The 13,934-nt window shown below is 56.5% G+C and carries 12 protein-coding genes; 5 read left to right on the plus strand and 7 right to left on the minus strand.

The features are described from left to right. Positions 1-8: 8 nt before the first annotated feature. From nhaA to dnaK, 3 genes are all read right to left on the minus strand, one after another. Positions 9-1,175, minus strand: a complete 1,167-nt coding sequence (gene nhaA / locus BWI95_RS02135) for a Na+/H+ antiporter NhaA (RefSeq protein WP_076768921.1) — start codon at positions 1,173-1,175, stop codon at positions 9-11. A gap of 165 nt (positions 1,176-1,340) precedes the next feature. Then, positions 1,341-2,483: a molecular chaperone DnaJ gene (gene dnaJ, locus BWI95_RS02140; RefSeq protein ID WP_023480326.1), complete on the minus strand. Its 1,143-nt coding sequence runs from the start codon at positions 2,481-2,483 to the stop codon at positions 1,341-1,343. A gap of 85 nt (positions 2,484-2,568) precedes the next feature. Beyond that, on the minus strand, positions 2,569-4,494 hold the full coding sequence (gene dnaK / locus BWI95_RS02145; protein WP_076768922.1) for a molecular chaperone DnaK: 1,926 nt from the start codon (positions 4,492-4,494) through the stop codon (positions 2,569-2,571). A gap of 298 nt (positions 4,495-4,792) precedes the next feature. On the opposite strand from dnaK, the gene satP reads away from it, so the two are divergent. The 3 genes from satP (at position 4,793) to BWI95_RS02160 (ending at position 6,907) form a co-directional block, all read left to right on the plus strand. Next, positions 4,793-5,359 (plus strand): acetate uptake transporter, encoded by a 567-nt coding sequence (gene satP, locus BWI95_RS02150; protein WP_076768923.1) that lies wholly within the window; start codon positions 4,793-4,795, stop codon positions 5,357-5,359. A gap of 129 nt (positions 5,360-5,488) precedes the next feature. Next, the gene (locus tag BWI95_RS02155) at positions 5,489-5,884 is read left to right on the plus strand and encodes a hypothetical protein (RefSeq protein ID WP_054802785.1); all 396 of its coding nucleotides are present in this window, start codon (positions 5,489-5,491) and stop codon (positions 5,882-5,884) included. A gap of 33 nt (positions 5,885-5,917) precedes the next feature. Next, positions 5,918-6,907 (plus strand): hypothetical protein, encoded by a 990-nt coding sequence (locus BWI95_RS02160; protein ID WP_076768924.1) that lies wholly within the window; start codon positions 5,918-5,920, stop codon positions 6,905-6,907. 28 nt (positions 6,908-6,935) lie between these two features. On the opposite strand, the gene BWI95_RS02165 is transcribed toward BWI95_RS02160, so the two are convergent. The 3 genes from BWI95_RS02165 to tal form a co-directional block, all read right to left on the minus strand. Further along, on the minus strand, positions 6,936-8,243 hold the full coding sequence (locus tag BWI95_RS02165; protein ID WP_076768925.1) for an MFS transporter: 1,308 nt from the start codon (positions 8,241-8,243) through the stop codon (positions 6,936-6,938). Positions 8,244-8,365: 122 nt separating this feature from the next. Then, positions 8,366-8,953 (minus strand): molybdopterin adenylyltransferase, encoded by a 588-nt coding sequence (mog, locus tag BWI95_RS02170; RefSeq protein WP_054802782.1) that lies wholly within the window; start codon positions 8,951-8,953, stop codon positions 8,366-8,368. 106 nt (positions 8,954-9,059) lie between these two features. Then, positions 9,060-10,013 carry a transaldolase gene (gene tal / locus BWI95_RS02175; RefSeq protein ID WP_042713423.1) on the minus strand — a complete coding sequence of 318 codons (954 nt, stop codon included), beginning with the start codon at positions 10,011-10,013 and terminating at the stop codon, positions 9,060-9,062. A 299-nt stretch (positions 10,014-10,312) separates the two neighbouring features. On the opposite strand from tal, the gene BWI95_RS02180 reads away from it, so the two are divergent. Further along, complete coding sequence (locus BWI95_RS02180) at positions 10,313-11,755, plus strand: alanine/glycine:cation symporter family protein (protein WP_076768926.1); 1,443 nt, start codon at positions 10,313-10,315, stop codon at positions 11,753-11,755. A 74-nt stretch (positions 11,756-11,829) separates the two neighbouring features. Next, a complete protein-coding gene (yaaA, locus tag BWI95_RS02185; protein ID WP_076768927.1) occupies positions 11,830-12,603 on the plus strand; it encodes a peroxide stress protein YaaA in 774 nt (257 codons plus the stop codon). Between the two features lie 42 nt (positions 12,604-12,645). On the opposite strand, the gene thrC is transcribed toward yaaA, so the two are convergent. Continuing rightward, entirely contained in the window at positions 12,646-13,932 is a 1,287-nt protein-coding gene (gene thrC, locus BWI95_RS02190; RefSeq protein WP_076768928.1) for a threonine synthase, read from the minus strand. Between the last annotated feature and the right edge of the window lie 2 nt (positions 13,933-13,934).

A 13,934-nucleotide genomic window follows, 5' to 3' on the forward strand; every position in this document is an offset into this window, starting at 1 on the left:
TTTGGTGACTACGCCGTGCGGATAATGCGCGTACGCAGCAGGCAGTAACCCGCTACGGCCGAGATAACCGAGCCGGTGAGAATGCCCAGTTTGCTCCAGGCGATCATATCGGCATGCTCATCACCAAAGGCGAGCGACGAGATAAAGATCGACATGGTAAAGCCGATGCCGCACAGCACGCCGACCGCCATAATCTGTTTGAACACCGCGCCGTGCGGCAGCTTCGCCAGTTTCAAACGCAGCGCCAGCCAGCAGAAGAGCGAAATGCCGAGCGGCTTACCGATCACCAGACCGGCAATAATCCCCAACGGCAGTACATCCGTCAGGCCGGAGAGCGACATACCGGTAAGAGGAACCCCGGCATTGGCAAAAGCAAACAGCGGCAGAATAAGCCAGGCAACCCACGGGCTAATCGCATCACTCAGCTGATGTAACGGCGACACGCCATTCTCTTTCTTCAGCGGCACAAAGAAACCGACGATAACGCCCGCAAGCGTGGCATGTACGCCGGATTTCAGCACCGCCGTCCACAGCACGACGCCCACTAACATATAGAGACCGATACGGCGCACGTTGAGCGCGTTCATGATGGCAAGCACAGCGATAGCGGTGGCGGCAACGCCCAGCGCCAGAGTCGAGAGATCGCTGGTGTAGAAGAGTGCGATAATCACAATCGCGCCGAGATCGTCAATGATCGCCAGCGCCATCAGAAACACCTTCAGTACCGGCGGGACGCGATTACCTAACAGCGCCAGTACGCCAAGGGCAAAGGCAATATCGGTCGCGGTAGGAATGGCCCAGCCGTGGCTTGCCAGCGGGTTATGACCATTAAACAGCAGGAAGATCAGCGCGGGTGCAACCATTCCACCCAGCGCGGCAATCACCGGGAATACCGCCTGCTGGCGGCTGGCGAGGGTTCCCTCAACCAGTTCATACTTCACTTCCAGACCGACCATCAGGAAAAAGATCGCCATCAGCGCATCGTTAATCCACAACAGCATGTCTTTATTGATCTCAAGCGAGCCGACTTTCAGCTGGACCGGGGTCTGTAAAAACGAGCTGTAAATCTCCTGCGTCGCGCCAAGGTTTGCGCAGAGCATGGCCAGCGCAGCGGCCAAAATCAGCACGATGCCACCTGAGGCATCGCTATTTAAAAAACGGTGCAAAAACTTCATCGGATTCTCCCACTCCCTGTAACGTCGTGGCGGCTATCTTACTCCTCGCTACTCTTCGTTAAAAACAGATTATTATTGCTTATCAGCTCTGTTTTCCCGAGGTATGCGAGCGGGCAAAAAAAACCCGGCAGCGCCGGGTTGATAAAGAGAGGTGATGCGGGACGCTTAGCGCGTCAGATCGTCGAAGAATTTTTTCACGCCGTCAAAGAAGCTTTTGGAGCGCGGGCTGTTGTTTTCCCCCGTCGGGCCACCAAAGCTGTCCTGCAGATCCTGCAGCAGCTGTTTCTGCTTCTCGTTCAGGCCGACCGGCGTCTCTACGACTACGCGGCACAGCAGATCGCCCTGCGCGCCACCGCGTACGGATTTCACGCCTTTACCGCGCATGCGGAACAGCTTGCCGGTCTGGGTTTCGCTCGGCACTTTCAGCTTCACCCGACCATCCAGCGTCGGCACTTCGATTTCTCCGCCCAGCGCCGCCATAGCAAAGTTGATCGGCACTTCGCAGTAGAGGTTATTGCCTTCGCGTTCGAAGATCGGATGCTGTTTCACCTGCACCTGAACATAGAGATCGCCCGCCGGTGCGCCGTGCTCGCCCGCTTCGCCTTCGCCGCTCAGACGAATACGATCGCCGGTGTCTACCCCTGCCGGGATCTTCACGGAGAGGGTTTTGGATTTCTCAACGCGACCGTGACCGTGACATTTGTTGCACGGATCTTTAATCAGCGTACCGCGGCCCTGACAGTGCGGACAGGTCTGCTGTACGGCAAAGAAGCCCTGGCGCATCTGCACCTGGCCGGAGCCATGACAGGTCGGACAGGTCTGCGGCTGGGTACCCGCTTTTGCGCCGCTGCCGTGGCAGATGTCGCACTCTTCCAGCGTCGGGATGCGGATCTCTTTCGTGACGCCGCGTACCGCTTCTTCCAGCGTCAACTCCATGGTGTAACGCAGATCGGAACCACGCGCCGCGCGCTGACGACCACGACCGCCGCCGAAGATGTCGCCAAAGACATCGCCAAAGATGTCGCTGAAGTCGGCACCGCCACCAAAGCCGCCGCCACCGTATCCACCGCCGCCGCCGCCCTGCTCAAAGGCCGCATGGCCGTACTGATCGTACGCCGCGCGTTTCTGGGGATCGGTCAGGACCTTATAGGCTTCGTTGATCTCTTTGAATTTGCTTTCGGCCTCTTTATCGCCCTGGTTGCGGTCCGGGTGAAATTTCATGGCCAGGCGTCGGTACGCCTTTTTGATCTCAGACTCTTCGGCCGTTTTCGACACGCCGAGAATCTCGTAATAATCTTGCTTCGCCATCGGTTTATCTGCCCCTTAACATACGAGCACGGGCGTGGAGAAAACTCCGACGCCCGTGCTGGTTATCTACCCTGCATAAGGGCGATTACTTTTTGTCTTTAACTTCTTCGAACTCGGCGTCAACCACGTCGTCATCTTTCGCCGCGTTGGCGTTGTTCGCAGAAGCATCAGCGCCGCCCGCCTGCTGCTGTGCGTGCTGCTGCTGGGCGATTTCCATCAGTTTCTGGGAAACCTGTGCCAGCGCCTGCATTTTCGCGTCGATGGCGGCTTTGTCTTCGCCTTTCAGCGCGGTTTCCAGCTCGCTCAGCGCGGACTCGATTGCAGTTTTGTCTTCAGCTGGCAGTTGGTCGCCTGCTTCTTCAACCTGCTTACGGGTGCTGTGCAGCAGATGATCGCCCTGGTTACGGGTCTGTACCAGCTCTTCGAACTTACGGTCAGACTCGGCGTTCGCTTCCGCGTCACGCACCATTTTCTGGATTTCATCCTCGTTCAGACCAGAAGAAGCCTTGATGGTGATCTTCTGCTCACGGTTGGTATTCTTGTCTTTCGCAGAGACGTGCAGAATACCATCGGCGTCGATATCGAAGGTGACTTCGATCTGCGGCATGCCGCGCGGTGCCGGGTTGATACCGTCGAGGTTGAACTGGCCCAGCGATTTGTTATCGGAGGCGCGTTTACGCTCACCCTGCAGCACATGGATGGTTACCGCAGACTGGTTGTCTTCCGCAGTAGAGAACACCTGGCTGTGCTTGGTCGGGATAGTGGTGTTTTTGTTGATCAGCGGAGTCATCACGCCGCCCATGGTTTCGATACCCAGCGACAGCGGGGTAACGTCCAGCAGCAGAACGTCTTTAACTTCACCGGTCAGAACGCCGCCCTGAACCGCAGCACCGATAGCTACTGCTTCATCCGGGTTCACGTCTTTACGCGGATCTTTGCCGAAGAACTCAGCCACTTTTTTCTGCACCATTGGCATACGGGTCTGGCCACCGACCAGGATCACGTCGTTGATGTCAGAAACGGAGAGGCCCGCATCCTGCAGCGCAACTTTCAGCGGCTCGATAGAACGGCTTACCAGGTCTTCGACCAGGCTTTCCAGTTTCGCGCGAGTCACTTTGATGTTCATGTGTTTCGGACCGGTCGCGTCTGCGGTGATGTACGGCAGGTTCACGTCGGTCTGCTGTGCAGAAGAGAGCTCGATTTTCGCTTTCTCTGCCGCTTCTTTCAGGCGCTGCATTGCCAGCGGATCGTTGCGCAGATCGATACCCTGATCTTTCTTGAACTCTTCTACCAGGTAGTTGATCAGACGGCTGTCGAAGTCTTCACCACCGAGGTGGGTATCACCGTTGGTCGCCAGTACTTCGAAGGTTTTTTCGCCGTCAACATCGTCGATTTCGATGATGGAGATATCGAAGGTACCGCCGCCCAGGTCGTATACCGCGATAGTGCGGTTGCCGGTCTCTTTATCCAGACCGTAAGCCAGCGCAGCCGCTGTCGGTTCGTTGATAATACGTTTTACTTCCAGGCCCGCGATACGGCCGGCGTCTTTGGTCGCCTGACGCTGCGCATCGTTAAAGTAAGCCGGAACAGTGATAACCGCTTCAGTTACCGGTTCGCCCAGGTAATCTTCCGCCGTTTTCTTCATTTTTTTCAGCACTTCAGCAGAGATCTGCGGCGGTGCCATTTTGTTGCCTTTCACATCAATCCAGGCGTCGCCGTTGTCGGCTGCCATGATTTTGTAAGGCATGATAGATACGTCACGCTGGACTTCTTCGTCCTGGAAGCGACGGCCAATCAGGCGCTTGATCGCAAACAGCGTGTTTTGCGGGTTCGTCACTGCCTGACGTTTAGCCGGCTGACCTACCAGAGTCTCGCCATCCTGTGTGTACGCAATTACGGAAGGCGTGGTGCGATCGCCCTCAGCGTTCTCAAGCACGCGTGCCGAAGCGCCATCCATGATGGCTACACAAGAGTTGGTTGTCCCAAGGTCGATACCAATAATTTTACCCATCTAAACGTCTCCACTAAAAATTCGTCATCAGCTGGTTGTGAACCTGTAATAAGGGCAAACCTCACGGTTTCAACTGCCCTGTATTGATTTTTTTACAAGCCCACAAAATGCGGTTGACTACAAGATGGGGTCGCCGCGCCGCGCATCAAGGGGGAGACAGTAAAAAATTTTTTAATTTCCCCCTGTTCAGATCATAGACAGGCCGGATGGCGCTATTTATGATGCCGCGCCCCGCTTGCAGAAAACGCCCGCGGGGTAATTATTTCTCCCCTTTATCAATTGATTCTTTTGAGGAATTATGGGCAACACTAAGTTGGCTAATCCGGCTCCGCTGGGCTTAATGGGCTTCGGCATGACCACTATTCTGCTTAACCTGCACAATATTGGTTTATTCCCGATGGATGTCATTATCCTGGCGATGGGCATTTTCTATGGTGGTATCGCACAAATTTTTGCCGGCCTGCTTGAGTATAAAAAAGGCAACACCTTCGGCTTAACGGCTTTTACCTCTTACGGTTCTTTCTGGTTGACGCTGGTAGCAATTCTGCTGTTCCCGAAAATGGGGCTGACAGAGGCGACCAACGGCCACTTCCTCGGCGTCTATTTAGCCATCTGGGGCGTCTTTACCCTGTTTATGTTCTTCGGCACGCTGAAGAGCGCGCGCATGTTGCAGTTTGTCTTCCTGAGCCTGACGGTGCTGTTTGCGCTGCTGGCGGTGGGACATCTGGCGGATAACGAAAACATCGTCCATATCGCGGGCTGGATTGGCCTCGTCTGCGGTGCCAGCGCGATCTACCTGGCGATGGGCGAAGTGCTGAACGAGCAGTTTGGCCGCACCGTGCTGCCGATTGGCGAAAAAGCCTGATTCCTTTCTCCCCTAAAATGCGAAGCCGGGCTTCGCATTTTTTTCGCGTTACTACCCATTCTGGCGTTATCCCGCCGGGCCATTTTCCGTTAACGTAGCGCCCACCTCTGCTACTGTGAAGAATTCACCATGACTCGCCTCACCCCCCTTTCGCTGGCGCTGCTTTTACCGCTCCAGACGCTTGCTTCACCTGGCCCCGTTACGGATATCACGCTGCAATCGGCTAACGCCTTTGGCCCACATGATGGTCAGAATATTACGGCTCTTTATCGCGCCACCACTGCATCAACGCCACAGAACACCACGATATGGCTGAATGTGGATTGCACCACGCACGCAAAAAACCTGTTAATTACCGAAGTTGCCACCGGCACGCCTCATGAAGTACGCGCCTTTGGTGCAGGCTCTATCAACCGCTATGTGCCTGGCGTCGCCCTTTCAGCCGAGGGGGAAGCGATGTTCAGCGGTAATGCGAAGCTGGATGTCTGTGGGCTAAAGCTACCGCCACCGGCATGGCGGCTCTAATCTGCAGCAGATAAAGAGGGCGACTGGCAGGCCGTGGACGTTAACAACAGCATTCGCGATGGCGACATACTTCGGCTGCGGTTCGGCACCGATTATGGACAGATTCATCGTGACGCCAAATATGGCGCGCCTTACGCCATGAAAATTCAGGATATTCGCTTCTATTGCCAGAGCGGAAACGGCACGCCGCTCAACGCTTACTGGCTGGATGAGCACGATCGGTTAACCCTCCAGCAAGCGCCCTCCTCTGAGGTCACGCCGCTTACTGAAGATCAGCTGGCTGCGGGCAAAGCGCTTTGCGCCGTGAAGGATATTCGCCAGTTCACCGGCCAGGGGCCGTTAACGACACGGGAGAAAACATTAGCGGCAAATCAGCCCACGCCGCCCGACTTCTCCCGTAACGATCCTGCGCTATTGGGCGAGGCAACCTTGCCGCAAGAGGTCGAAAAGCGTGTGCAACAGGCGGTTGGCTCTCCTGAGCAACGCCCTGCTTTTCGCCATTTGCGCTACAAACAGAATGCCGATAGTTCTATGCCGACGATTTTCCGTATCGATGCGCAGCCGGACGGTACAACCCTAACGCTCAAAACGGCACCGTTGGCTAATATCGCCTTCTATTTTCAGGATCAGAGTCTGTTTAACCTTGTCGAGTTGAAAAGCGTGGAGTCGATGGCAGTAACGCCTGCTGTGACGCAAACCCTTGAAAGCGATATTGCGCTACCGCCCGTAGCCGGCGGACATTTTCAGTGGCGCGTGCAGCAACAGGTTGCGAAAAAAGCGCAACAGGTGACAAAGAGCCAGACCTGTAAAGCTGACGCGCAGTGGCAAGAGGCCGCCACCCTTAACCCGCGCTTCAGCGGTCGCCTGCTGGAGTTCACCTGTACCGACGATCGCGGTGACGGGAGAGCGATGAGCAGCGACTATGCCTGGCTGGAGGCATTACGGATATTTATTCGTATCGGTTATCACGAAGGGGGTAAGAAAGTCCGCTTCGCGCTAAGCGACGTGGAGATTGAGCAATAAAAAAACGGAGCCTGAAGGCTCCGTTTTTTTATAAGGATTCGAGCGGGGTGTCGGCCACGTTATCGGCATGATGCAGATCCTGGCGCAGCCAAACGCCCAAACCAAACCCCATCAAGGAGAGCGCCAGCACGTACCAGGCCGGTGCCATCGGCGAGACGCTCATCAGCATCGTCACCGCAATCGGCGTCAGCCCGCCGAAAATGGCATAAGAGACGTTGTAAGAGAAAGAGATGCCGGTAAAACGCACCTCCGCCGGAAAGGCGCGCACCATCACATAGGGCACCGCGCCCACAACGCCAACGCACAAGCCGACAAGGCCATAGAGCAGAAAGAGTTGTTCCGGGTGGCTGCCAACGCGGTGATAGAAGAGCCAACTGGAAGCGGCGAGCAGCAGGCTGCCGACGATAAAGGTGCGGCTGGCACCGAAGCGATCGACTAACAGCCCCGCCGCCAGACAACCAAAGCAGAGCATGACCGTAGCGATGCTGTTTGCCTGTAAGGTCAGGGCGGGCGCGAAGCCAAACTGCTTTTGCAGCCAGACCGGTGACATCAGAATAACGACCACAATCCCGGCTGAGAGCAGCCAGGTCAGCAGCATTGAAACCACTACCGCTTTTTTGTGCTTCAGCACCACCGCTTTTACCGGCAACTCCTGCGCCAGCGCTTTGCGCTGCTGCATCTCCAGGAAAATGGGCGTCTCACGCAGCCAACGGCGTAAATACATTGCCACCAGCCCGAACGCGCCGCCAAGCAGGAAGGGAATACGCCAGCCGCCGTCGTGGATCGCCTGCTGCGTCATGCTGGTGTTGACCAGCGTGGCAACCACCGATCCCAGCAGGATGCCAACCGTTAAGCCCGCCGTCAGCGTGCCGCAGGCGATACCGATGCGGCGCGCCGGGACATGCTCAGCAACAAACACCCATGCGCCTGGCACTTCGCCACCAATCGCTGCGCCCTGTAACACGCGCATAAACAGCAGCAGCAGCGGCGCGACAATGCCCATTGAGGCATAGGTCGGCAGCAGGCCAATCGCCAGCGTTGGCAGCGCCATCAGCAGAATGCTAAGGGTGAACATCTTCTTGCGCCCGACCAGATCGCCGAAGTGCGCCATCACAATGCCGCCCAGCGGGCGCGCCAGATAACCAGCGGCGAAAATACCAAAGGTCTGCACCTGACGCAGCCACTCGGGGATATCGGCCGGGAAGAAGAGTTCCCCGACCACGGCGGCGAAAAAGACGAAGATGATGAAATCGTAAAACTCCAGCGCCCCGCCGAGGGCGGCGAGGGTCAGGGTTTTATAATCCTGTTTATTCAGAGGGCGTGTGTAATGTGACATAGCGAACCGTTGATAAGAGTGAACGATTATATTTTTACGATTTATGTAAACTAAAAATGACTATACCGTAAAAATATCAATACGCCACCGCCGGGATCGCATATGTCAGAAAAGCGCTGCTTTCAGGATAAAGTTTCGCGCCTTGCGCTTTTAGGACGAAAAGCTGCTACGACCTGCGGATCTGTTTCCACATAGGGGCCATCAAGAAGCTGTACACAATACGGTACACTGGCAAAAATTCCCGCAACTTTTACTTCACCGTTTTCGCTTTTCAGCCCTTCCAGGGTCTCTTTAATCGATTTCGGCTGGCCCGGCAGGTTGAGGATCAGCGCCTGTTTACGGATCACGCCCACCTGGCGCGAAAGAATGGCCGTCGGCACAAAATTGAGGCTAATCTGGCGCATCTGCTCGCCAAAGCCCGGCATCTCGCGATCGGCAACGGCGAGGGTGGCATCGGGGGTCACATCGCGTCGCGCCGGGCCGGTTCCGCCAGTGGTCAGCACCAGATGACAGCTCATCTCATCCACCAGCTCACACAGGGTCTGCTCAATGATGGTCTGCTCGTCGGGGATCAGGCGCGTTTCGATATGAAACGGGGTGGTTAAGGCCGATGCCAGCCACGCTTCGAGCGCGGGTAAGCCTTTGTCTTCATAAACGCCGCTGGAGGCGCGATCGGAAATCGAAACTAAACCAATGCGTAGTGTGTCCATAATTATTCCGTTGCATAAAACCGTTTACGGAATGATACACGCTGAGGGGAGAGGCAAACAGAGTGGAGAGAAGAAGCGTGACCGGGAGCCCGGCCACGCCTGATGATTACAGCAGATCGCCGATCATTTTTTCCAGTTTTTCCTGGTCAACGGCAAACTTGCGGATACCGTCCGCCAGTTTATCAACCGCCATCGGATCCTGGTTGTGCTGCCACAGGAATTCCGCTTCGCTGATGCGCTCCGGACGCGCTTTTACTTCGCCGGTGTAAACCAGTTTGCGCTCCAGCGCGCCTTCGCTTTCTGAAAGCTCTTTCAGCAGCGCCGGGGCGATGGTCAGACGGTCGCAGCCAGCCAGCTCAATGATTTCGCCGATATTACGGAAGCTTGCGCCCATTACCACAGTTTCATAACCGTGCTCTTTGTAGTACTGGTAGATTTCGCTCACGGAAACCACGCCCGGATCTTCTGCCGGTGCGTACTCTTTCTTGTCGGTGTTGGCTTTGTACCAGTCAAGAATACGACCTACGAACGGAGAGATCAGGTAGACGCCCGCTTCGGCACAGGCACGCGCCTGGGCGAAGGAGAAGAGCAGCGTCAGGTTACAGTTGATGCCCTCTTTTTCCAGCTGTTCTGCTGCGCGAATGCCCTGCCAGGTGGAAGCCAGCTTGATCAGGATACGATCGTTGCTGATGCCCGCATCGTTATACATTTTGATCAGGCGTTTGGCTTTGGCGATGGAGCCTTCGGTGTCGTAAGAGAGGCGCGCGTCAACTTCAGTAGAGATACGGCCCGGGATCAGTTTGAGGATTTCCAGACCGATGTTAACGGCCAGGCGGTCGGACGCATCAACCACTTGCTGCGCGCGATCGCTGCTCTGGCTGCGCGCCCAGGTCACAGCTTCGTCAATCAGTTTACGGTATTCCGGGATTTGGGCTGCCCCAAGGATCAGAGAAGGGTTGGTTGTAGCATCCTGCGGCTGATAGAGCTTCATTGCCGCGATATCTCCGGTATCAGCCACGACTGTTGTGTACTGACGCAGGGAGGTCAATTTATCCGTCATGATAATGTTTCTCTTTAAACGATACCCTGAATAAATCACGTCGAGACCGATGACGCCTTTATGGCTTGTCGGGCGCAAAGGCTGCCAGCGCACCTGAACGAGAAGTATGACGAGTATACTTGTTAGGGGGATGTAACCGGTCTGGCAAGATGATAACACGACGCCCTGTCAGCGCAACCGCAGACAATGCAGGTGGCATTGTATGATAAACTCCCTGATTAATTGCCTGCGAAGGGATAAGCCCGTTGTAAACGCGCCGTCGCAGGTTACCTCCCCCGGCATCGACAAGAGGGTCGTTAATGCCAGAATTCTTCTCTTTTATCAGTGAGATCCTGTGGGGATCGCTGATGGTATACCTGCTGGCAGCGGCGGGTATCTGGTTTGCATTTCGCAGCCTGTTTGTTCCCTTTCGTTTTTTCCGCGACTTTGGCAAAAGTCTGAAAAGCGGCCGCAGCGTGCCGCCCGGTGCCCTCACCTCGTGGCAGGCGCTCTGCCTGAGCCTGGCGACGCGCTTAGGCAGCGGCAACCTGGCGGGCGTGGCATTTGCTCTCACCGCTGGCGGACCTGGCGCGATCTTCTGGATGTGGATCGCGGCGCTTATCAGCATGGCGACCAGCTTCGCCGAATGCGCGCTGGCGCAGCTCTATAAAGAGCGCGATGCCAATAACCAACTGCGCGGCGGCCCGGCCTGGTATATGGCGCGCGGCCTTGGCATGCGCTGGATGGGCGTGCTCTTCTCCATTTTCCTGCTCCTCGCTTATGGGCTGGTGTTTAACACCATTCAATCCAGTGTGGTGACGCGCGCCGTTCACTTTGCCTGGCAGGTGCCGGGCACGCTGACCGGCCTGGTGCTGGCGGTGGGCTGCCTGCTGTTTATGACCCGCGGTCTGGCGGTGCTCTCTCGTCTGATGCAGTGGATGGTGCCGCTGATTGCGCTGGCATGGATTGTGGTAAGTTTCAGCATCAGCCTCTGGCATGCCAGCCTGTTACCAGAGGTTTTCGAGACCATTTTTAAAAGTGCCTTCGGCTGGCAAGAGGCGGCGACCGGCACCATGGCCTGGACACTAAGCCAGGCGATGACCAGCGGGTTTCAGCGCAGCATGTCGACTAACGAAGCCGGAATGGGCTCCTCGCCGAACGCTGCGGCGATGGCAGCCTCCTCCCCGCCCCATCCGGTTGCGCAGGGCATTGTGCAGATGATTGGCGTGCTGACGGATACCTTTCTGGTCTGTACCGCCAGCGCGATGATGCTGCTGCTGGCAGGTAGCGGACCGACGGAGACGGAGAGTAGTCTTATCGGCATCCAGTTGATGCAGCAGGCGATGGTCTCTCTTGCTGGCAGCTGGAGCGCCGGGTTTCTCGCGCTGGTGGTGCTGCTGTTCGCTTTTACCTCGATCCTTGCGAACTACCTCTATGCCGAGAACAACCTGATCTTTTTAGGCCGCAATAGCCGTGGCAACCTGCTGCTGCTACGTGGGGTGGTGGTGGTAATGGTGCTGTGCGGTTCGTTGGTCAGCGTACCGCTAATTTGGCATATCGCTGATGTGGTGATGGCGCTGATGGCGATGATTAACCTGACAGCCATTCTGCTGCTGTCGCCAGTGGTTAAGCTGCTGGCGGGCGACTACCTGCGCCAGCGCAAGCTGGGCATCGAACCGGTGTTTAACCCGCAGCGTTACCCGGAGATTCAGCGCCAACTTGCGCCAGGCAGTTGGGACTCGCTTCCCCCTCCGTCTCGCTAATCGCAACTATCGATCAAGCCAGGTGATTTTTTTGTTAAAGTCAGCGGAAATTTCTCACACAGCAAGGAGTGAGCATGCTGATTTTGATTTCACCTGCCAAGACGCTCGATTACCAGAGCCCGCTGGCAACCGAGCGCTACACCCAGCCAGCGCTGCTGGCCCATTCGCAACAGCTGATTAAGACTGCCCGCACGCTTTCCGCGCCGCAGATTAAAAAGCTGATGGGGATAAGCGACAAGCTCGCCGACCTCAACGCCACCCGTTTTCACGACTGGCAGCCCGACTTCACGCCGGAAAACGCGCGCCAGGCATTGCTCGCGTTTAAAGGCGATGTTTATACCGGCCTGCAGGCTGAAACCTTCAGCGACGCAGATTTTGACTTCGCCCAGCAGCACCTGCGTATGTTATCCGGCCTGTATGGCGTGCTGCGTCCGCTCGATTTGATGCAGCCCTATCGTCTGGAGATGGGTATTCGTTTTGAGAATGAGAGAGGCAAAGATCTCTACCAGTTCTGGGGCGATATCATCACCGACACGCTGAATGAGGCGCTCGCCGAACAGGCCGATGAGATTGTGGTTAACCTGGCATCCGATGAGTATTTCCGCGCCGTGAAGCCGAAGAAGCTCAATGCGCGCATCATCAAACCGGTGTTCCTCGACGAGAAAAACGGCACGTTTAAGGTCATCAGCTTCTACGCCAAGAAAGCGCGTGGCCTGATGAGCCGCTACATCATTGAGCAGCGTCTGACGAAGCCGGAGCAGCTAACAGGCTTTGACCGCGAAGGATACTTCTTTGATGAGACGGCCTCAACGCCAGACGAGCTGGTGTTTAAACGCCACGAGCAGTAAGCAGAAAATCGTCCCCCACCAACAGGTGGAGGACGTTTGAAATTACGCTTTTTGCATCATCAGCTGGCGTAACGCCGCAAAATCCGCAGGCAGGGAGTGGGAGAGCAGCGGCAGATCCGCACGGTCAGCCAGCTCTTTCGGCAGCGGCAGCGTTTCGCCAAGGATAGCTTCCACGCTCTCTTTGAACTTCGCCGGATGCGCAGTGCCGAGGAAGAGACCATATTCCCCCGGATGAAGCTGATCGCGCAGGGCGCGGTAAGCAATCGCGGCGTGAGGCTCTGAGACGTAGCCCTTCGCCTTCAGCTCAACGATCGTCGCTTTGGTGGTTTCATCATCCACCGCCGCGTAACCCAGCTCGTTCAGACGCCAGATTTTACGGCGGAACAGCTCCTCCACGCGCGGCCAGTTGTTCGGCTGGCTGACATCCATGGCGTTTGACAGCGTCGCCTGCGTCGCTTTTGGCTGCCACTCGCCCTCTTTCAGAAAGCGCGGCACGGTGTCGTTAGCGTTGGTGGCGGCGATAAAACGCTTCACCGGAAGGCCGAGTGACTTCGCCAACAGCCCGGCGGTCAGATCGCCAAAGTTGCCGCTTGGCACCGACACCACCAGCTGATTGCGCGCCTCTTGCGGCAACTGCGCCACCGCTTCGAAGTAGTAGCACACCTGCGCCAGCAGGCGGCTGATGTTAATCGAGTTGGCGGAGTTGAGGCCCAGCGCGCTCTTCAGCTCTTCATCGTCAAAGGCCTGTTTGACCAGCGCCTGGCAGGCGTCGAAGTCGGCATCAATGGCAACCGTTTCGATATTGCCACCCAGCGTGCAGAAGAGCTTCTCCTGCAGCGGGCTGATTTTGCCCTGCGGATAGAGGATCACCACGCGAACATTCTTCATGCCGTAGAAGGCATGAGCAACGGCCGCGCCGGTGTCGCCAGAGGTCGCAGTCAAAATGGTGACCGGTTTGTCGCCGCTGATGGCGCTCAGCATCTGCGCCATAAAGCGCCCGCCGAAATCTTTAAACGCCAGCGTCGGCCCGTGGAACAGCTCAAGGCAGCCGATATCGTTTTCGACCGGTTTTACCGGTGCAGGAAAGGCAAACGCAGCACGCACGCGGGCTTCCAGCGCTTCCTGCGGGATCTCATCGCCGATAAAGGCGGAGAGGATCTTCGCGCTGCGGCTGACGAAGTCCTGCTCCAGCATCTCGTCGATTTCCGTCAGGTTGAATTCCGGCAGATCGTGCGGGAAGAAGAGCCCCTGATTTTTGCCAAGCCCTTGTGTGACGGCCTGCGCGAAGCTGACCTGCTCATTGTGATCTTTTAAGTTGTAGAGTTTCATTG

It is taken from the genome of Kosakonia cowanii JCM 10956 = DSM 18146, from assembly GCF_001975225.1.
Lineage (GTDB): Bacteria > Pseudomonadota > Gammaproteobacteria > Enterobacterales > Enterobacteriaceae > Kosakonia > Kosakonia cowanii.

Coding starts and splice junctions, on each gene's coding strand:
- BWI95_RS02165 (WP_076768925.1), bottom strand. CDS start 8,243: ATGTCACATTACACACGCCCTCTGAATAAACAGGATTATAAAACCCTG.
- yaaA (WP_076768927.1), top strand. CDS start 11,830: ATGCTGATTTTGATTTCACCTGCCAAGACGCTCGATTACCAGAGCCCG.
- BWI95_RS02180 (WP_076768926.1), top strand. CDS start 10,313: ATGCCAGAATTCTTCTCTTTTATCAGTGAGATCCTGTGGGGATCGCTG.
- thrC (WP_076768928.1), bottom strand. CDS start 13,932: ATGAAACTCTACAACTTAAAAGATCACAATGAGCAGGTCAGCTTCGCG.
- mog (WP_054802782.1), bottom strand. CDS start 8,953: ATGGACACACTACGCATTGGTTTAGTTTCGATTTCCGATCGCGCCTCC.
- dnaJ (WP_023480326.1), bottom strand. CDS start 2,483: ATGGCGAAGCAAGATTATTACGAGATTCTCGGCGTGTCGAAAACGGCC.
- nhaA (WP_076768921.1), bottom strand. CDS start 1,175: ATGAAGTTTTTGCACCGTTTTTTAAATAGCGATGCCTCAGGTGGCATC.
- BWI95_RS02155 (WP_054802785.1), top strand. CDS start 5,489: ATGACTCGCCTCACCCCCCTTTCGCTGGCGCTGCTTTTACCGCTCCAG.
- satP (WP_076768923.1), top strand. CDS start 4,793: ATGGGCAACACTAAGTTGGCTAATCCGGCTCCGCTGGGCTTAATGGGC.
- dnaK (WP_076768922.1), bottom strand. CDS start 4,494: ATGGGTAAAATTATTGGTATCGACCTTGGGACAACCAACTCTTGTGTA.
- tal (WP_042713423.1), bottom strand. CDS start 10,013: ATGACGGATAAATTGACCTCCCTGCGTCAGTACACAACAGTCGTGGCT.